This is a genomic window from Halogeometricum sp. S3BR5-2, from assembly GCF_031624635.1.
GTDB lineage: Archaea > Halobacteriota > Halobacteria > Halobacteriales > Haloferacaceae > Halogeometricum > Halogeometricum luteum.
In genome coordinates this window covers 1,023,042-1,039,621 of sequence record NZ_JAMQOQ010000002.1, presented here as the reverse complement: position 1 = coordinate 1,039,621, position 16,580 = coordinate 1,023,042, and the positions used below count along the sequence as shown (strand labels likewise).

Below are 16,580 nucleotides of genomic sequence, written 5' to 3'. Positions count from 1 at the left end.
TCGCGAACGGGTCGGACGGGTCGAACGGGTTCCGCGCGGTCAGGTCTCCAGCCGGTACAGCGAGACGAGGAGCAGTCCGACCCCGACCGCGAGGAGCGTCGCTTCGGCGGTCCTGAGGAGGTAGAGTTCCCGACCGAACGCCTGGTAGCCGCCGTTCACGCCGAACTCGTACACCGCTTCGGTGACCGACCCGAACGCGAGAAAGGAGAAGCCGGCGGACGCGACGAGGAACGACGTCGCCTCCTCTCGCCGGTACGCCCTGTACGCGATGCTCGCCAGCAGCGCCAACAGGAGGAAGACGACGACGTTCGAGACGCCGAACGCGACGGCCTCCGCCGACTGCTTCGCCTGCAGTGCGACGCGGCCGACCGGGAGCGCCCTCATCTGCTCCGTGACTCACCTAAGGAGCGCCACACGCGGCTGAATCGGTCCACGAGGTCGTCTCGAACCGTGACGTCGACGCGGAACCGCTCTCTGTCGACGGTGAGCGTCACCGACCGGACCCGGGTCTCGTACGTGCTGTAGTGGTCCCCGTCGTCGGTTATCTCCGTCTCCTCTCGCAGCAGGTTCGCGTCGACGAGGTCCTCCGTGTGCCGGTACACCGTCGCGACCGAGACGCCGACCTCCTCCTGCAGGTTCTGCGCCGACATCGGCTCGCGGTCCGCGAGGCAGAGTATCTCTCTGGCGTCCTCGCTGGCCAGCGCGTCGACGAGGTCGTCGGTGTCCGGGTCCATCCTTCCACCCGCATCCTATCGGTCGGATACGTTTCACCCTTGTGTCGACACCGCGTCTGCAGGACCTGTGAACGCGGTTCGGCTTCAAGGGGCGAGCGCCGCTACGTCCGACCAGAGATGAGCACCGACTGGGAGTCCGCCGGCGGTGACGCGCACGCATCGCACACGAGCGACGACGCGGACGTCGCGGTGAGGGCGCCCCTCGAAGCGTTCGGCGCCGAGCGGTGGGACGGCGTCGACGCCGACCCGCCGATGGAGCGAATCGTCGTCGACACCGACACCGGGAAAGACGACGAAGTGGGCGTCACCGTCGAGGGGCGACTCGAGGACGCGAGCGTCGACTCCGTGGTCGCGCTCGTCGCGGAGGACTACCGCGCCGACAGAATCGTGGTCGACGACCCGTCGTCGTCCGAGGGAGCGGCGAGCGTTTCCTTCGAGGGCCGCTTCGACGGGCGGACCGGACTGCTCGGAGAGGTGGCGGGCCCGGACGCCGACTTCGACCGTCTCTCCTTCGACCCCGAACGGGGTGACGGAGACGACGTCGGGTTCTCGCTGCACGGCCGGTTCGACGATGCGGGGGTCGACGCGGACGGTGGCTCCGTCCCCGACGGCCGCATCGTCATCGAACCCGGAGGCGAGTGAGCGGCGCTCTCGCTACCGATTCATCTTCGAGCGGCCGCCCCGCGCGGGTGACGCCGTCGCTCCGAGCTGTGATTTCTCGAAAAGTGCTCCGGCAGGGATTCGAACCCTGGTCATCACCGTGAGAGGGTGATATGATTGGCCGGACTACACCACCAGAGCGCATCTTACCGTATCGCTCCGACGAATAAAACCGTTCCGTTTCGGGACGGGTGTGGCGTGCGGTGGCGCATCGCCGCGCCGCCCCGTCGGCGCTCTCGCGGCCGGCTTACGCCACTCGGTCGCCGCCGCGGTAGACGGCGTCGGCGCCGCGCCACGCCGTCACGTCCTCGTTCGGGTCGGCGTCGAGAACGAGGAGGTCCGCGCGGTATCCCTCCGCGAGGCGGCCCGCTTCGACGCCGAGCAGTTCCGCGGCGGTGGCGGTGGCGGCTTCGAGCGCCGCCGCGGGGGTGAGACCGTACTCGACCAGCAGTTCCATCTCGCGCAGGGCGTTCTCGCCGTGGAAGTTGAACGGCGTCCCCGCGTCGGTGCCCATCGCTATCTTCACGCCCGCGTCGATGGCGTGTTCCCACGCGCGTTCGAAGCGCTCCTGTGCGTCCTCGGCTTTCCCGACCGCCTCCTCGGGGATGCCCGCCTCGACGCCGTTCTCGACCATTCCCTCCAACGCGCTGGCCGTCGGCACCCAGTAGGTTCCCTCGCGGGCCATCAGGTCGGCCGTCTCCCTGTCCATGAACGTCCCGTGCTCGACGCTCGTGATACCCGCGCGGACGGCGTTCTCGATTCCTGCTTTCCCATGTGCGTGCGCGGCGGTCGGCACGCCGGTTGGCGCCGCGGCGTCGACGAGGGCCGAGAGTTCGTCCTCGGTGAGTTCCGGGGCGCCCGTCACCGCGCCCTCGGTGAGGACGCCGCCGGTGGCCATGCACTTCACGACGCCCGCGCCGCGCTTCAGTTGCTCGCGGGCCGCCTTCCGGACCTCGGCGGGGCCGTCGGCCTCGCGGCCGAACCAATGGCCGTGCCCGCCGGTCATCACGACGTTCCGCCCGCAGGCGACGACGCGCGGGCCGGAGAGCACGCCCGCCTCGACCGCGTGGCCGGCGTCGAGGGCCAGCGTTCCCGGCGCGCCGAGGTCCCGAACCGTCGTCACGCCGGCTTCCACGGTCGCGCGGAGGTTCGCGGCGGCGCGGTAGCTCAGCATCTCGCGGCTCTCGGCGTCGACCGTCGCCACGTCCGGTCGGCCGTCCATCATCAAGTGGACGTGCGAGTCGATCAGCCCCGGCGCGAGCACCTTCCCGTCGATGTCGACCGTCTCGATTTCGATTTCGCCTTCGCCTTCGCTCCCGTGCCCGTCGTGGTCAACCGAATCGACCGCGTCGGCACCAACCCCGACGATGGTCCCCGAGTCGACATCGACGACTACGTCCGCCCGTCGCGTCCCGTCGGCGTCGGCCACGCGGCCGCCGACGAAGGCGAGTCTGTCTGCGTCCATGCCGCGTCGGTTTCGCGCCTCCCGGCCTAAGCGTCCGGGTAGCGGTATCCTACGGGGCCGGCGGGTGCGAGACCGGGAGAGAAGAGAGCGGGCGGTTCACTCGCCCGCCGGCCGCGACTCCCCGAGGCGGACCTCGTCGCCCACGGCGAGCGTCTCGCCCCACGAGAACTCGGCCACTCGGGTGTTCACCATGAGGCGGAAGTGGTGGTCGAACCAGTCGCTCTCCGACCACGCGGGCATCGTCTCCCGCCGGCGCCGGACGAACGTCTCGCGGAAGCCGTCGTACTCCGCGCCCGTGTCGGGGTCGCGGGAGGGGACGACGCAGCGCTGACAGGGGTTGACGCCCGCGAACTCGACGTCGCCGATTCGGAAGTCGACGACGCGGCCACGTCGGTCGAACAGGCGGTCCTCCCAGAACGGCGGGAGTTCCGCCGCGTCGGCCTCGCTCGCCCCGAGTTCGACGTTCGCACGTAGGCGGCGGCGCATCTCCTCCGTGCTGATACCGTCGAACCACGAGGCGACTTCGCGGAGCGTCGCGGTGCTGATGACCGTCGGCCCCGACGCCTCGGCGTCGTCCGGAAAGCCGCCGTCGCGGTTCCGCCGGAGCGACACCTCGTAACCGACGTGCTCCGAGAGCAAGTCGGTCAGTCGCTCCCTGCCGGCGTCGTCGTCGATGTCGAACCGTTCGGTCTCTCGGTCGGGAAGAATCACCGCCAGCGTCCGCGTCTCGGGGTCGAACTCGGTTCGGACGCGGTGTATCGAGCGCTCCCGCTTGCCGTTGACGTACTCGCCCGCAGAATCGAACAGCGCGAACTCCCGGTCGCCGCCGAGGCCGCCGTTTCGGACCACGCCGACGGAGTCGCGGTCGCACCCGTCGAGCGATTTCACCGGAAACGTCGTGAGGCGCCGGACGACGGCCGTCGGAGCGTCGTCCGGGTCGTCCGGGTCGAGGCGGGTTCCCGACGTCGGTTCGGTCCGGTCGTTCGTCATCGCGCCCTACTGGGCTTCGTCGGAGTCGTCCTTGCCGGGGACGTGTTCGGAGAGCACTTCGTCTATCTCGTCCTCGTCGACGTCGCGGTACCCCTCCGAGGAGAGCGTGACGGCGCTCACGTCCGGCGATTCGAGTTCGTCGTCGGTGACGAGGAGGGCGCGAACGGCGAGGTCGACGCCGTCGGACAGCGACAGTTCCTCCGTCCACTCCTCTTCGAGGAACTCTTGGATGTCGTTGCGCTTCGCGCCGATGGCGACGGCCTTCCACTCCTGCGGCGCCCCGGAGGGGTCCGTCTGGAACAGACGCGGTTGGGCGTCCTCGCCCTCGCCGTCCATCCCGCCGATGAGCAGGGAGGCGCCGAACGGGCGGGTGCCGCCGCGCTGGGTCGTCTCCTGAATCATGTCGGAGAGCGACGTCGTCAGCGTCTCTACGCGGATGGGCTCGCCGTAGCGGAGGTGGTTCACCTGCGCCTCCTGTCGGGCGTCGTCGACGAGTTGCCGGGCGTCGGCGACGTGTCCCGCCGTGGCGGCGCCGAGGTAGCTGTCCAGTTTGTGTATCTTCTCGATGCTCTCGGCCTCCATGAGCGACGAACTCGTCCGGCGCTGCGCGGCGAGAACGACGCCGTCGGCGGTCCGGATGCCGAGGCTCGGCGCGCCTCGTTTGACCGCCTCGCGGGCGTACTCGACCTGATAGATACGGCCGTCGGGGGAGAACAGCGACGTACCTCGGTCGTACGCCTGCTGATCGTTCCGATTCATGCCCCCATATCCGACCCCCGGAGGTATAAAAGCACCACCGAGGGCCGATAGTACCGCATCCCGGTAACGTATTTACGTGCACCGCGCGAGCGGCGGGCCTGCTGCCGCGCGGCCGGCCGACTCAGACCGTCTCGACCGGCGCGTCGGGGGCGTTCTCCTTCACGCTCCGAATCCCCTGTTTGGCTTTCTGTCTCGTGGCGTACCCCTCGCCGCTGTCGGCGAGGATGTTCCCGTTGCGGTGGACGAGTCGCCAGCGATACTTCCCCTCCCGGTCCTCGTAGAGTTCGAAGGTGGCGGTCACGCTCTCGGGTTGGTTGGGGGGCGACAAAAAGCGTCGTCTCGGGCGGCCGCCGGGTCCCTACTCCCAGACTCGTTCGTACGTCACGAAGTCGAACGACTCGCGTTCGTCCCGTTCGACCTCCCGCCACGCCGATTCGTCGCGCGGGGGGAACGCGGTGTCGCCCTCGTAGGACTCGGGAATCTCGGTCAGGATCAGTCGACTCGCCCGCGGAAGGAACTGCTCGTAGACGCGCGCGCCGCCTGCGACGTAGACGGTGGAGACGCCCATCTCCGCGGCGGCGTCTTCGGCCGTCTCGACCGCCTCCCCGAACGACTGCGCGAGCACCGCGCCCTCGGGCAGGTCGAGGTCACGCGAAGAGAGCACGACGCTCGTCCGGTCGGGGAACGGGCCGCCGATGGCCTCGACGACGCTCTCGTAGGTCTTCCGACCCACGACGACGGGGTGACCCGTCGTCGTCCGCTTGAAGTGCGCCATGTCTTCGGGGAGATGCCACGGCATCCCGCCGTCACGCCCGATGACGCCGTTCTCCGCGACGGCGGCGACGAGGACGAACTCGACGTTCCCGCGCATCTCACTCGGCCACCGCGAAGCGGATACCCTCGTCGGGGTCGTAGTCGCGCAGTTCGACGTCCTCTCGGGCGAGTTCGTCGAGGGGTTTGTCGGCCACCTCGATAGTCGGTTTGGAACCCGGCTCGCGGGCGCACTGGGTCAGGAGGCCGGGAACGTGGTCGTAGTCTTCCTCGCCCTCGGGTTCGTCGGGCGCCGCCTCGACCACCCAGTCGCGCACGTCGAGGTACTCCTCTCGCGACCCGACGCCCGCAAGCCGCTCCTGCAGGTCCGAGAGGTGCTCGCCGTACCACGCGCCGCGGTCGCCCGTCCCGCAGTAGACGTGCGCGTCGACGACGGTGTGGGCGAACTTCCCCACCTCGAAGCCCGTCCGCTGGGCGACGGCGTGGGCGAGGAGGGCGTACGCCGCGACGTTGAACGGGACGCCGAGCGCGATGTCCCCCGACCGCTGGGTGAGGTGGAGGTTCAGTTCGTCGCCCTGCACGTTGAACACGAACGAGTAGTGACACGGCGGCAGGGTGGAGACGGCGGCGTTGGCGGGGTGCCAGGCGTTGACGACCATGCGCCGGGAGTTCGGGTTCTCTCGGAGGGTGTCGAGGACGTACTGAATCTGGTCGAAGGTCCCCTCGTCGTTCATCCAGCGGTGGGTGTCCTCGGGCCACGCCTCGCCCGGCAGTCCCGACTCGGGGACGGGAAATCGCCGCCAGAAGCGGCCGTACGCCGTGTCGAGGCGGCCTTCCTCGTCGGCCCAGGCGTCCCAGATACTCGTCTCCTCGCGCAGCGTCCTGATGTGTTCATCTCCCGATAAATACCAGACGAACTCGTGGAGCAGCGAGTTCCAGCGGAACCCGGAGAGATCCTTCGTCGTGAGGAGCGGGAAACCCTCCCGCAGATCCACCTCGTAGTGGCGGCTGAACGACGAAATCGTGTCGACGCCGGTTCGGTTCGGTTTGTGGCGGCCGCCGGACAGCACGTCCGAGACTAAGTCGAGATACTGGCGCATGAGGGAGTGGGGTTACAGCGTTGTTTCTCGGAGGCGGTCAAACGCTTTTCGAGTCTCGAACAGCGAACGCGTGTCCGCCCCGGAGAGAAAGACGAAAGGCCCGTTCGCCTCTACCTCCGACCGTGATAACCAACCTCGCGCAGGGCGTGCAGGCGTTCACCAGCAACGTCTTCCTCGTCACCGGCGACACCACCGCCGTCGTCGACCCCGGAGCGAACTTCGACGTCGTCCCTCGAATCGAAGAGCGCGTCGACGAACTCGACCGTGTGTACCTCACGCACACGCATCCGGACCACGTCGGGAACGTCGACGCCGTTCGCGAGGCATTCGACGTAGAGACGTGGGGGTTCGACGCCGGCCGCCCGGAGGTCGACAACGCGATAGCCGACGGCGAGGCGGTCCCCATCGGTGACGACTCCTACGAGGCGCTCCACACCCCCGGACACAAGAACGACCACCTCTGTTTCTACTCGCGCGCGGCGGGCGTCCTGTTCGCGGGCGACTTGGTGTTCGCCAACGGCGGGTTCGGTCGGACGGACTTAGAGGAGGGCGACCGGCCGACGCTCGTCGAGAGCCTCGACAGACTCCGCGAGGCGGTCGAGGACGATTTCTCCGAGATGCACGTCGGCCACGGCCCGAGCGTCACGCGGCGGCCGTTCGACGACGTCGAGGCGGCCGGGCGCGCCGCCCGGATGGGATAGCTCGGGCTATCCGGGTTACTCGTCGGCGTCCTCGGGAATCTCGTCGGCGGGGCGCGACTGCGACTGCAGACCGAAGTAGCCCGGTTCGTCGCCCTCGGGGTCGTTGATGACCAACTCGTCGGCGTGCGCCATCAGCCACGGCACCGTCCAGACGACGATTCGCTCCTCCGTCTCGGCGTCGAGTTCCGTCTCCGGGTCGAGTCCCTGCAGGACGCGCGATATCTCGGGGACCGTGTACATCAGGTCCTCCTCCAGTATCTCCTCGGGTTCGTACAGTTGGTAGGGGTACAGCGTGTCGAACTCGTCTTTGCGTTTGGGCATACCGACACGGTCGGCGGCGGCGCACGTAAGCGCGGTGACTGCGCGGCGCCGGGGGAGGCGTCGCTCGCGGGTCGGATGCGGCGTCGAAAGAAAAGTCGGGGTGTACGTTCGGAGCGCTCGAAACGAGCGACCTCCGAATCTCGTCGCTTACTCGAAGAGCTGAACGGCTTCGCCGTAGCGGGAACTGGGCTCCTCCCAGTCGACGACCTCGAAGAACGCGTCGATGAAGTCGCCACGTGCCGGGCCGTAGTCGTGGTAGTAGGAGTGTTCCCAGACGTCCAGCGCGAGGATGGGGTGGGAACCCCAGAGTGCGCCCTGGTCGTGTTTGTCGACGACGACGTTCCGTAGCTGGTTCGAGAACGAATCGTAGACGAGGAGCGCCCAACCGCTGGCGTCCTTCGCGGCGGCCTCGAACTCGCCCTTCCAGGCGTCGTAGGAGCCGAAGTCCTCCTCGATGCGGTCGGCGAGGTCACCCGAGGGCTCCTCGCCGCCTTCCGGCGACATGTTCTGCCAGAACAGGTCGTGGAGGATGTGGCCCGAGCCGTTGTGGGTGACGTTACGAAGCGCGCCGCCCGACGAGGAGAAGTCGCCCTCCTCGCGGTTGGACTCCAGCGTCTCCTCGGCGCTGTTCCAGCCGTTCACGTAGCCCTGATGGTGGGTGTCGTGATGCCACGTGAGCACCTGCTCGGAGAGGTGCGGTTCCAGCGCGTCGTAGTCGTACGGTAAGGGATCGAGTTCGTAGCTCATGAGAGATTCCTCCACCTCGTATTTGTCCCGGACTGCTGTTAAACGTTGAGGAGGTCTATGCTAACACGCCACTGTCATATTCGGTGACCGTCTCGCGGGCGGCTACTTTCCCGCCGGGTCGCTCCGCCGTTCGTACTCTATCTCGCGGGCCACCCGGTCCGCGGCGTCGACGCCGCACTCGCGTTCGACGAGGTGGAGCGCGAGGTCCAACCCCGAGGTGACGCCGCCGGCCGTGAGCACGTCGCCGTCGTCGACGAACCGCGCCTCGGTGACGACGGCGTCCGTCGCCCGCAGGTCGTCGAGTGCGCTCGCGTGGGTCACGGCCCGTCGGCCGTCGAGGACGCCCGCGCGGGCGAGAAGCATCCCGCCGGTGCAGACGCCCGCCACGACGCCCCCGCGGTCGGCGTGCGCGGCGACGGCCTCGGGGATTTCCCCTCGCTCGGCCTCCATCCCCGCGCCGGGTTTCGAGGCGTCCGACCACCCGCCACCGGGGACGAGGAGGACGTCCGGGCCGGTTTCGAGGGCGTCCCCGTTGCCGAGCGTTCCGTCGACGCCGACGCGGAGGCCGTGACTCGCCGTCACGGAGTCGGTCGATTCGAGCGTAACCAACCGCGCCGCGCAGTCGGCGCCGAACGCGCCCGCCGTCTGAAACACCTCGTAAGGACCGACGGCGTCGAGTTCGTCGAAGCCGTCGTAGAGGAGGATGTCGACGTGCATATCGGAGCATCGAGAGCCGGGAGTATGAGTGTACCTTCGCGGGAGAGACACGCCGTTCCCTCCGGTGCCGGCCGTCAGTCGTCCTCGTCGTCGCCGCGGGCGTCCTCGAACATCGAGATGGCCATCTCGCGGCGCTCGGCGTGGTCCACGATGGGGTCGTAGTAATCCGGAGCGGCCGACTCGCGTTCGGTCGGCGACAGCTCGTTCCAACTGTGAATCTCCTCGGCGGAGGCGTCGCGGAGTTCGGGCACGTACTCCTTGATGTACGTCGCGTCGGGGTCGTACCGCTCGCCCTGCGTCGTCGGGTTGAACACGCGGAAGTAGGGCTGGGCGTCGGTGCCGGTGGAGGCGGCCCACTGCCACCCGCCGTTGTCGTTGGCGGTGTCGTGGTCCGCCAGGTACTCCCGGAAGTGCGCGTAGCCCTCGCGCCAGTCGAGGAGGAGGTCCTTCGTCAGGAACGAGGCGACGAGCATCCGCATCCGGTTGTGCATGTACGCCTCCTCGCGCAACTGCCGCATCCCGGCGTCGACGATGGGGTAGCCCGTCTCGCCCGCTTTCCAAGCGGTGAGGCCCTCCTCGTCCTCGCGCCACTCGATTCCGTTCTCGTACGATTTGTAGTTCTCCGTCACCACCTCGGGGTTGAAGTAGAGGACGTGCGCGTAGAACTCCCGCCACGCCAACTGCGATTGGAACTCCTCGACCGAGTCGGCCTCCTCGCCGTCGGCGCTCTCGGCGGCTTCCTCGGTCGCCTCGTACACCTCTCGAATCCCGATAGTGCCCCACTTCAGGTCTGTCGAGAGCCGCGAGGTGGCGTCGCGTTCGGGGTAGTCGCGGTCCTCGTCGTAGCGGTAGATGGCGTCCTCGCAGAACGACGAGAGGCGCTCGCGGGCCGCTTCGGTCCCCGCCTCGGGCACGTCGGCGGTCGGTTGCTCGAAGCCTAAGTCTCCGATATCGGGCAGGTCGCCGCCGGTCACGTCGGCCAGCGAGTCGGCCTCCGGTGCCGGGTAAGGGTCGGCTTTCTCCCGGTCGCGCCACTTCTTCCAGAAGTAGGTGTACACCGAGTACGGGTCGCCCGCGTTCGTCGTTATCGACCCCGGTTCGTGGTGAATCGCGTCGTGGACGGACTCGCGGGCGACGCTCGCGTCGTCCAACGCCCGCCGCACCGCCGCGTCGCGGGTCCGCGCGAGCCCCGAGTAATCCTGATTCCAGACGACGCGTTCGGCGTCGTACTCGGCCGCGAGGCGCGGAATCTCCTCGGCCGGGTCGCCGCGGGCGACGACGAGGTCGGAGCCGCGTTCGCGGTACCGCTCCCGCAACCGAGCGAGGGCGTCGAGCATGAACCGAACCCGCGCGGCGCCGGCGTGCGCCAGCACGCCGTCGTCGAACACGAAGACGGGGACGACCCCACCCTCACCCTCGGCCGCCTCCGCCGCCGTCGCGAGTCCCCGGTTGTCCGACGCGCGCAGGTCGCGGCGGTGCCAGTGGAGTTGCATACCGGTGGCAAGGACGAAGTCCCCCTCAAGCTATCGGCATCCGGTGAGAGCCGCTCTCACGCTTCGAGAACGCGGCGGTAATTTCCGCCCGGCCGCCCATTCCGTTCCGTTTTGGTGAACGTTATTCGCTGGTATCCGGCGGTTAGCATCGGGCGGATTCGACGATGCGGCACTTAACGGTCGATAGGACGGGCGAAAAAACGGCGGACGTGTCGTGAATCGGGAGTAAGCGCCGCATACCTAACCCGGAGCGTTCGTTGGTGTTCAGGTAGTGGCGAGAGTGTTCGACCGCGTCCGCAGACGCACCGCGACAGCAGGCACGACCCTCCGTTCGATAGCCCTCGCCGCGCGACGCCGCCGGGACCCCCGCGTCGTCGTGCTGACCGTCGCGGCGTTCGCCGTCCTCGCGGGCGTCGTCGTCGGGACGGCGGCGCGGTGGCCGACCGCCGGCGTCGTCGTCTCGTTCGTCCTCGCCGGGACGGCGGCGCTCGTCGTCGCCGACAACCCGGCGCTCCGCGCCGCGGTCCGACGCCTCCCCCGTCGCGCCGTCGTCGGCGCCCGCGGCCTCTTCGGCGGCGACGACTCCCGAACCCCCACGGACGCCGGCCTCGACCCTGCCGAGTCGCGCCTCCGCCGCGCCGACTTACTGGTCGACGGTGAGGGCGGCGGGGCCGGCGCCCCGCGCGTCGACCCGGGATTCGAGCGGACGTGGCGCCGTCGCATCCTCTCGATGGGCGGCCGAAGCGAGGACGCCGCGGCGCTCGCCGACCTGCTCTCGGTCCCGCGCCGCGACGTGGAACTGTCGTGGGAGGCCGAAGACGGGACGCTCGTCGCCTCGGTCGGCGACCGATCCGCGGGTCGATGGCCCTCGCGCGCCGCGTTCCTCGCGGACGTCGCCGCCGTCGAGGAGTTCCGGACGCGCTTCCCCGAGTGGTGGGCGCTCGACGCGACGACGCGCGTCCGCGTCCTCGCGGCGCTCAGACTCCACCTCGACTGGTGTCCGGCCTGCGACGGCGCCGTCTCCGTCTCCCGCGTCGGACCGCGGGGCGCGGGTCCCGACCCCCACCCTGACTCTCCTCACCCCGCCCGCGAGTCGGTCCTCGCGGCCACCTGCGAGGCCTGCGCCTCCCGCCTGTTCGAGGCGTCGGTCGACCCGGTACCCCTCGACCGGCCGCTCCGACGCGACGCCGACGCGGAGGCCTGAACGCACCGCTCGCGGGCGCCGGTCGCTCGGTTCCCTCCTCACAGTCGCCGTATCGACTCTCGCCGCCCGTCCAGCACCGCGAACCGCTCGCCGCGGCGCCGTTCGAGAAGAAACAGCAGTCGCTCCGCCCACCGCAGTTTCCGCGCCTTCGCGGCGCCGACGCTCGGGTCGTCGAAGTCCCACCCGACGAACCGGAGTTCGGCGGCTCCGAACGCGTCGGCGAGGAACGCCGCCCGGTCGCCGTCCGTGAACCCGCCGTGGTTGACGACGTTCCCGACGGGCGCCGCCTGCGTCGTCGCCAGGACGTGCTCGGCATCGAATCGGGGCATCCACTCGCGGACGGCGGGGACGTTGTCGCCGTGGGCGTGCGCCGCGACGGGCCGCCCGGCGCGCGTGCGCTCCCGCGCCGTCTCGGGGTTCTTGTCCAAGTCGGTCACCATCAGGTCCACTCGATACCCCGCCTCGCGGACGACGTCCGCCGCCGTCGACGCGGCGAACACCCGGTCGGCCCCGGCGACGGCGTCCACCTCCGCCGGGAGCGACGGCGCGGCGCCGACGACGGCCACCGTCTCGCCCGCGCAGTCGACGCCCGTCGCGTCGAACGGGCGCGCGTACGCCGCCATCGCGTCGCGGGCGCGTTCGTCGCCCTCCCGCGGGTAGCCGAAATCCGCCAGAATCAGCTCGTAGACGGGTTCCCAGTCGGTGAACTCCATCGGTTAGGACTCCGCAAAGATAGTTCGGTGTGGGCCGGAATGGCACCAAGTACCCCTACCCGTGTGCCCTTCCGGCTTCCAGTGGACCGCTTCTCGGCCGTCCGGCATAAGTTTTCTCTTAACTAAGCGCCGAAGGGAAACGGGCTCAGAGGCACCCTCGGGGCTCTTCGACGTCGCCACGGCCCTCAGAACACCGCCCGTTTCACCGAATCGAGCGCCGACCGAAGCGCGTCGGACTCCCCCTCGGCGACAGTCGCCGTCTCGCGGAGGGCGCGGGGAGTCCCGAGGAGGAGGACGTCGTGACCGGCCGCCCCCGGTTCCGTCGTCCCTCGGGCGAACGTCGCCCCGGCGTCGCCCGCCGCCGCCGCCAGCGTCCGCACGTCCCCGTCGGCGAGGCCGTCGAGTTCGAAGACGCGGACGACGGACTCCTCGGCGACGGACGCCGGCGCGTCGACGCCGAGACGGTCGAGGTGGCGTTCGGCCTCCCGCGGCGTCGTCACGTCGAGTTCCTCGACGCTCACGTCGCCGCCGTCGACGTCGGCGTTCGAGGCGCCGCTGCGGGTCCGCCTCGTCCGCCGGCGGGCGAACTCCTTCCCGATGAGGGCCGCATCCCGCGTCTCCGCCACGTCGTGCGTCCGAATCACGTGCGCGCCGCGTTCGACGGCCATCGAGGTGGCCGCCAACGAGACGGGCAGGGCGTCTTCGGTGTCGCGTCCGGCCACCTCGCGGAGGAAGTTCTTCCGGTTGATGGAGACGAGGACGGGCCGGCCGTAGCCGCGGAACTCGCGGAGGCGGCGGAACGTCTCCCGGTCGTCTTCGAGCGTCTTCGCCTCGGACCACCCGCCGAACGCCGGGTCGACGATGGTCTTGTCGGTGAAGCCGTTCCGCGCGAGGGCGTCGTAGATGTCGTCCACCTCCTTGACGGCGCCGGGTCGTTCGAGGTCCGGCGGCGACGCCATCTTGGCGACGGCGGCGTCGTGGTCCTCGCAGACGACGGGCATCTCCGGGTCGGCGAAGCCGCAGATGTCGTTCACCATGTCGAACCCCCGCGAGAGCGCTTCGTCCGCGACTTCGTGGTAGCGCGTCTCGATGGAGAAGACGGCGTCGCCGGAGACGCTCTCCATCGCCTCGACGGCGGTGTCGAGGCGGTCGAGTTCCTCCTCGGCCGACAGCACCTCGAAGCGCTTGTTCGCCGACTCCAGCCCCACGTCGACGATGTCGGCGCCCTCGCCGACGAGGGCGTCGTCGACGTACTCGGCCGCCTCGCCGGCGTCGTCGAACACGCTCGGCGAGTACGGCGACTCCTTCGAGACGTTGAGGACCCCCATGATTCGCGGGGGGCTGTCGTCGCCGATTTCGAGTCCGGCCGCGTCGACGGTCTGCATTGGTGGGAACGTAGGATGGGACCGACATATGCGGTCCGGTCCCGGCGCCCCTCGCTGCCACCGCCGGACGCCGGAGTCACGCTCTTTTTATCCGCGCACCCGCTACCATTCGCCAATGGCGAAGGTCAGCATCGGACTCCGCGGGTGGCGCTTCGACGAGTCGGAAGTGTTCACCGACGACGGGGAGTTCCGTCCGCTCGACGAGGTGCCGGAGGACGCCCGGACGCGACTCATCCGACTCACCTACCTGCAGTCGAAACCCTGCGACGCCTGCTACTTGGTGCACGGCGAGGGGGAGAAGAGGCGCTGTAACCAGGCGACGGTCGTGTACGGCGAACCGATGGAGGAGGTGCTCCTCTGTTCGGACCACGAGGCGGACTTCTTCTACTGGTATCGGGAGGCCGGCGGGTCCGACTACCGCGGCGAGGAGACGTTCAGAGACGAGTTCCACGAGTGGTTCGCGGCCGGCGGCCGCGCCCCCGACGGCTACGAGGGCCCCGACCACGTCGACACCGGCCCCAACGAACTCCCGACGCCGCCCGACCCGGCCGAACTCAACCGTCGCCTCAACGAAGGCCAGGAGGGCAAGCGCAAGCGCATCGACTTCAAGGAGGGCGAGATAACGTACGAGGACTGGAACGACGAGGACCAGAACCGACTCGACATGGGGCAGGACTACCCCACGAAGTGACGAGGATGCCGCGCAGTCACACGCCCGTCGTCGTCGTCGTCGAACCCGAGACGCCGGGGAACGTCGGCACCATCGCCCGCGCGATGAAGAACTTCGGGCTGACGGACCTCAAACTCGTGAACCCCCCGGAACTGGAACCGGACGGCGAGGCGTACGGCTTCGCCGGCCACGCCCGCGAGGACGTCCTCCCGAACGCCGAGGAGGTGACGTTCGACGAAATCGTCTCGGAGTACCACACCGTCGGGACGACGGCCATCACGAACGAAGATAGTCGAAAGCACGTCCGCTACCCGTTCAAGACGCCCGTCGAGGTGCGGGAGAGTCTGGAGGCGGTCGACACGAAGACGGCCCTCGTCTTCGGTCGGGAGGGCCGCGGCCTCAACAACGACGAACTCGCCGTCCTCGACGAGGTGTGCTCCATCCCGGCCAGCGGCGAGTACCCCGTTCTCAACCTCGGACAGGCGGCGACGGTGCTGTTCTACGAACTCCGCTCGCTGACCGTCGAGGAGACGCAGTTGCCCGACGTGGAACGCGACAGGGCCGAGGAGGGCGATATCGAGCGCTTCTACGACAACTTCGGGTCGTTCCTCGAACGCGTCGAACACCGCGACCACAAGCGCCCGAAGACGATGCGCATGATGCGCCGCGTCGTCGGCCGCGCTCATCCTACGGACCGCGAGATACACACGCTGACGGGCGTGTTCCGCCGGGCCACCGACCGACTGGACCGGTTCGGGAGCGCCGACTCCGACGGGCGCGAGGACTGACCGCGCCGTCGGCCGCGCGAACGCCGTCCCGCCGCCGGACGAACCGTTTTGACGTTCGGTGCCCTATCGACCCTCGATGTCCGCCTCCCCCGCCCGCGGCGGTATCCGACTCCTGATGGTCCTGGTCGGCGTCGTCGTCCTCCTGTTCTACGGGCTGTTGGCGTACGGCAGTTACGTCGCGCTGGCGACGTTGTGGCGCCTGCGCCCCGACCCGACGACGGCCGTCCTCACCGTCGCCGTCCTCACCGTCGTCTTCGGCTACCTCAGCCTCCGGGTCGGGACGGCGCGCCTCCTCGCCCAACTCGACGCCCGCGAACTGTCCAGAGCGCGAGTCCCGGGCGCCTACGACGTGCTCGACGGCCTGGTCGAGCGGATGGACGTGGCGGCGCCGCGCCTGATGGTGGTCAGACTGCAGACGCCGAACGCGTTCGCCCTCGACACCGCGGGCCGCGACACCGTCGTCGTCGACGCCGCCCTGCTCCGACTCCTCGACCGCGCGGAGTTCGAGGGGCTGTTGGCGCACGAACTGGCGCACCTCGAACGCCGCGACAGCCTCGTCCAGACGCTCGCGTTCAGCGCCGTCCAGACCGTCGTCAGCCTCGCCTACGCCGCCGTCTCGCCGGTCGTATTCCTCGTCAGCGGCCTCGCCTTCGCGGCGGCGTGGTTCCGCGGCGACCCCGCCTCGTGGGCCGAGACGGTCCCCGGCCGCGCCCGCCGGCGCCTCGAACAGGGAGTCGCCGTGGCGATGGCCGCGGTGACGCTGTTCGCGCGGGCGCACTCGCGCCGCCGGGAGTACGCCGCCGACGCCCGTGCCGCCGCCGTCACGGGGCGACCGCTCGCCCTCGCGCGCGCGTTGGAGAAGATAGAGCGAGCGGCGACCCCCGAGTTCGGTATCCTCTCGCCGCTGTGGATTCGCGGGGAGGTGGAGTCCGGCGAGGAACGCGCTCTCCGCGACCTGTTCTCGACGCACCCGCGGACGGAGGACCGCGTCGAGCGACTCCGCCGCGCCGAGGACGACCGGGTGCGAATCGGGGTTCGGTGACGCGGTGGCGGCGATGGTGGAAGAAGACGGAGACGCCCGTTCGAATATCGCACTATATCCGTTGGATTTAAACAACATGCGACATATACACTCACATGGGAAGGCCGGTGCCGATGGCCTTCTGGCAGACTCGACGGGCACACAGGCCCAACTAGAACCTGTGCGTTAGCTAGCAACCCAAACGCGTGAATACGCTTCCTCGTTGATTATCGGGGAGAAGTCATCGAGAGTCAGCACGCCCGGCCCGTCAAGTCTGTCTTTCCGTCCTGATTCGTCACGGTAGGGAGTCACAACTCACGCCCGCGACGAGGTAATCGCGG

General features: G+C 69.2%; 20 protein-coding genes and 1 tRNA gene. 6 read left to right on the top strand and 15 right to left on the bottom strand.

Going from position 1 to position 16,580, the window contains the following annotated elements; genetic code table 11:
* Positions 1 to 39: 39 nt before the first annotated feature.
* Together NDI79_RS11995 and NDI79_RS11990 are read right to left on the bottom strand one after the other, a co-directional pair.
* Entirely contained in the window at positions 40 to 384 is a 345-nt protein-coding gene (locus NDI79_RS11995) for a DUF7521 family protein (protein WP_310928684.1), read from the bottom strand.
* Entirely contained in the window at positions 381 to 734 is a 354-nt protein-coding gene (locus tag NDI79_RS11990; protein WP_310928683.1) for an ArsR/SmtB family transcription factor, read from the bottom strand. Before NDI79_RS11990 ends, NDI79_RS11995 begins: the two co-directional genes overlap by 4 nt.
* Positions 735 to 851: 117 nt before the next feature.
* Between NDI79_RS11990 and NDI79_RS11985 the strand changes: the two genes are divergently transcribed.
* Positions 852 to 1,376 carry a hypothetical protein gene (locus tag NDI79_RS11985; protein WP_310928682.1) on the top strand — a complete coding sequence of 175 codons (525 nt, stop codon included), beginning with the start codon at positions 852 to 854 and terminating at the stop codon, positions 1,374 to 1,376.
* An 84-nt stretch (positions 1,377 to 1,460) separates the two neighbouring features.
* Here NDI79_RS11985 and NDI79_RS11980 read toward each other — a convergent pair.
* The 7 genes from NDI79_RS11980 to thyA form a co-directional block, all read right to left on the bottom strand.
* Positions 1,461 to 1,535, bottom strand: a tRNA-Glu gene (locus NDI79_RS11980).
* Positions 1,536 to 1,641: 106 nt separating this feature from the next.
* Positions 1,642 to 2,859 (bottom strand): metal-dependent hydrolase family protein, encoded by a 1,218-nt coding sequence (locus tag NDI79_RS11975; RefSeq protein WP_310928681.1) that lies wholly within the window; start codon positions 2,857 to 2,859, stop codon positions 1,642 to 1,644.
* Between the two features lie 96 nt (positions 2,860 to 2,955).
* Positions 2,956 to 3,849 carry an MOSC domain-containing protein gene (locus NDI79_RS11970; protein ID WP_310928680.1) on the bottom strand — a complete coding sequence of 298 codons (894 nt, stop codon included), beginning with the start codon at positions 3,847 to 3,849 and terminating at the stop codon, positions 2,956 to 2,958.
* A gap of 6 nt (positions 3,850 to 3,855) precedes the next feature.
* Positions 3,856 to 4,608, bottom strand: a complete 753-nt coding sequence (gene psmA, locus NDI79_RS11965) for an archaeal proteasome endopeptidase complex subunit alpha (protein WP_310928679.1) — start codon at positions 4,606 to 4,608, stop codon at positions 3,856 to 3,858.
* A 121-nt stretch (positions 4,609 to 4,729) separates the two neighbouring features.
* Complete coding sequence (locus NDI79_RS11960) at positions 4,730 to 4,909, bottom strand: HVO_2922 family protein (RefSeq protein WP_310928678.1); 180 nt, start codon at positions 4,907 to 4,909, stop codon at positions 4,730 to 4,732.
* A gap of 57 nt (positions 4,910 to 4,966) precedes the next feature.
* Positions 4,967 to 5,479, bottom strand: coding sequence for a dihydrofolate reductase (locus NDI79_RS11955; RefSeq protein ID WP_310928677.1), 513 nt, complete (start codon positions 5,477 to 5,479; stop codon positions 4,967 to 4,969).
* A gap of 1 nt (position 5,480) precedes the next feature.
* Positions 5,481 to 6,479: a thymidylate synthase gene (gene thyA / locus NDI79_RS11950; protein WP_310928676.1), complete on the bottom strand. Its 999-nt coding sequence runs from the start codon at positions 6,477 to 6,479 to the stop codon at positions 5,481 to 5,483.
* Between the two features lie 122 nt (positions 6,480 to 6,601).
* Here thyA and NDI79_RS11945 point away from each other — a divergent pair, with 122 nt between their 5' ends.
* On the top strand, positions 6,602 to 7,180 hold the full coding sequence (locus NDI79_RS11945; protein ID WP_310928675.1) for an MBL fold metallo-hydrolase: 579 nt from the start codon (positions 6,602 to 6,604) through the stop codon (positions 7,178 to 7,180).
* A gap of 15 nt (positions 7,181 to 7,195) precedes the next feature.
* Here NDI79_RS11945 and NDI79_RS11940 read toward each other — a convergent pair whose 3' ends face one another.
* From NDI79_RS11940 to NDI79_RS11925, 4 genes are all read right to left on the bottom strand, one after another.
* The gene (locus tag NDI79_RS11940; RefSeq protein WP_310928674.1) at positions 7,196 to 7,501 is read right to left on the bottom strand and encodes a DUF5827 family protein; all 306 of its coding nucleotides are present in this window, start codon (positions 7,499 to 7,501) and stop codon (positions 7,196 to 7,198) included.
* Between the two features lie 147 nt (positions 7,502 to 7,648).
* Complete coding sequence (gene sod, locus NDI79_RS11935; RefSeq protein WP_310928673.1) at positions 7,649 to 8,248, bottom strand: superoxide dismutase; 600 nt, start codon at positions 8,246 to 8,248, stop codon at positions 7,649 to 7,651.
* A 102-nt stretch (positions 8,249 to 8,350) separates the two neighbouring features.
* Positions 8,351 to 8,965 (bottom strand): DJ-1/PfpI family protein, encoded by a 615-nt coding sequence (locus NDI79_RS11930; RefSeq protein WP_310928672.1) that lies wholly within the window; start codon positions 8,963 to 8,965, stop codon positions 8,351 to 8,353.
* A gap of 74 nt (positions 8,966 to 9,039) precedes the next feature.
* A complete protein-coding gene (locus tag NDI79_RS11925; protein WP_310928671.1) occupies positions 9,040 to 10,458 on the bottom strand; it encodes a cryptochrome/photolyase family protein in 1,419 nt (472 codons plus the stop codon).
* 271 nt (positions 10,459 to 10,729) lie between these two features.
* On the opposite strand from NDI79_RS11925, the gene NDI79_RS11920 reads away from it, so the two are divergent.
* Positions 10,730 to 11,662 (top strand): DUF8054 domain-containing protein, encoded by a 933-nt coding sequence (locus NDI79_RS11920; protein WP_310928670.1) that lies wholly within the window; start codon positions 10,730 to 10,732, stop codon positions 11,660 to 11,662.
* A 38-nt stretch (positions 11,663 to 11,700) separates the two neighbouring features.
* Here the strand turns inward: NDI79_RS11920 and NDI79_RS11915 are convergent, their stop codons facing one another.
* Together NDI79_RS11915 and NDI79_RS11910 are read right to left on the bottom strand one after the other, a co-directional pair.
* Positions 11,701 to 12,375 carry a 6-hydroxymethylpterin diphosphokinase MptE-like protein gene (locus NDI79_RS11915; RefSeq protein ID WP_310928669.1) on the bottom strand — a complete coding sequence of 225 codons (675 nt, stop codon included), beginning with the start codon at positions 12,373 to 12,375 and terminating at the stop codon, positions 11,701 to 11,703.
* Positions 12,376 to 12,560: 185 nt separating this feature from the next.
* Positions 12,561 to 13,760 carry a dihydropteroate synthase gene (locus NDI79_RS11910; protein WP_310928668.1) on the bottom strand — a complete coding sequence of 400 codons (1,200 nt, stop codon included), beginning with the start codon at positions 13,758 to 13,760 and terminating at the stop codon, positions 12,561 to 12,563.
* 115 nt (positions 13,761 to 13,875) lie between these two features.
* On the opposite strand from NDI79_RS11910, the gene NDI79_RS11905 reads away from it, so the two are divergent.
* The 3 genes from NDI79_RS11905 (at position 13,876) to NDI79_RS11895 (ending at position 16,260) form a co-directional block, all read left to right on the top strand.
* Complete coding sequence (locus NDI79_RS11905) at positions 13,876 to 14,451, top strand: DUF8114 family protein (RefSeq protein ID WP_310928667.1); 576 nt, start codon at positions 13,876 to 13,878, stop codon at positions 14,449 to 14,451.
* Between the two features lie 5 nt (positions 14,452 to 14,456).
* Positions 14,457 to 15,218 carry an RNA methyltransferase gene (locus tag NDI79_RS11900; RefSeq protein WP_310928666.1) on the top strand — a complete coding sequence of 254 codons (762 nt, stop codon included), beginning with the start codon at positions 14,457 to 14,459 and terminating at the stop codon, positions 15,216 to 15,218.
* Between the two features lie 115 nt (positions 15,219 to 15,333).
* A complete protein-coding gene (locus NDI79_RS11895) occupies positions 15,334 to 16,260 on the top strand; it encodes a M48 family metalloprotease (protein ID WP_310928737.1) in 927 nt (308 codons plus the stop codon).
* Positions 16,261 to 16,580: the final 320 nt, after the last annotated feature.

What these genes read in the sequence shown, in the direction of transcription:
- NDI79_RS11995 (WP_310928684.1), bottom strand. Translation starts at nt 384, where the DNA reads ATGAGGGCGCTCCCGGTCGGCCGCGTCGCACTGCAGGCGAAGCAGTCG.
- NDI79_RS11990 (WP_310928683.1), bottom strand. Translation starts at nt 734, where the DNA reads ATGGACCCGGACACCGACGACCTCGTCGACGCGCTGGCCAGCGAGGAC.
- NDI79_RS11985 (WP_310928682.1), top strand. Translation starts at nt 852, where the DNA reads ATGAGCACCGACTGGGAGTCCGCCGGCGGTGACGCGCACGCATCGCAC.
- NDI79_RS11975 (WP_310928681.1), bottom strand. Translation starts at nt 2,859, where the DNA reads ATGGACGCAGACAGACTCGCCTTCGTCGGCGGCCGCGTGGCCGACGCC.
- NDI79_RS11970 (WP_310928680.1), bottom strand. Translation starts at nt 3,849, where the DNA reads ATGACGAACGACCGGACCGAACCGACGTCGGGAACCCGCCTCGACCCG.
- psmA (WP_310928679.1), bottom strand. Translation starts at nt 4,608, where the DNA reads ATGAATCGGAACGATCAGCAGGCGTACGACCGAGGTACGTCGCTGTTC.
- NDI79_RS11955 (WP_310928677.1), bottom strand. Translation starts at nt 5,479, where the DNA reads ATGCGCGGGAACGTCGAGTTCGTCCTCGTCGCCGCCGTCGCGGAGAAC.
- thyA (WP_310928676.1), bottom strand. Translation starts at nt 6,479, where the DNA reads ATGCGCCAGTATCTCGACTTAGTCTCGGACGTGCTGTCCGGCGGCCGC.
- NDI79_RS11940 (WP_310928674.1), bottom strand. Translation starts at nt 7,501, where the DNA reads ATGCCCAAACGCAAAGACGAGTTCGACACGCTGTACCCCTACCAACTG.
- sod (WP_310928673.1), bottom strand. Translation starts at nt 8,248, where the DNA reads ATGAGCTACGAACTCGATCCCTTACCGTACGACTACGACGCGCTGGAA.
- NDI79_RS11930 (WP_310928672.1), bottom strand. Translation starts at nt 8,965, where the DNA reads ATGCACGTCGACATCCTCCTCTACGACGGCTTCGACGAACTCGACGCC.
- NDI79_RS11925 (WP_310928671.1), bottom strand. Translation starts at nt 10,458, where the DNA reads ATGCAACTCCACTGGCACCGCCGCGACCTGCGCGCGTCGGACAACCGG.
- NDI79_RS11915 (WP_310928669.1), bottom strand. Translation starts at nt 12,375, where the DNA reads ATGGAGTTCACCGACTGGGAACCCGTCTACGAGCTGATTCTGGCGGAT.
- NDI79_RS11910 (WP_310928668.1), bottom strand. Translation starts at nt 13,760, where the DNA reads ATGCAGACCGTCGACGCGGCCGGACTCGAAATCGGCGACGACAGCCCC.
- NDI79_RS11905 (WP_310928667.1), top strand. Translation starts at nt 13,876, where the DNA reads ATGGCGAAGGTCAGCATCGGACTCCGCGGGTGGCGCTTCGACGAGTCG.
- NDI79_RS11900 (WP_310928666.1), top strand. Translation starts at nt 14,457, where the DNA reads ATGCCGCGCAGTCACACGCCCGTCGTCGTCGTCGTCGAACCCGAGACG.
- NDI79_RS11895 (WP_310928737.1), top strand. Translation starts at nt 15,334, where the DNA reads ATGGTCCTGGTCGGCGTCGTCGTCCTCCTGTTCTACGGGCTGTTGGCG.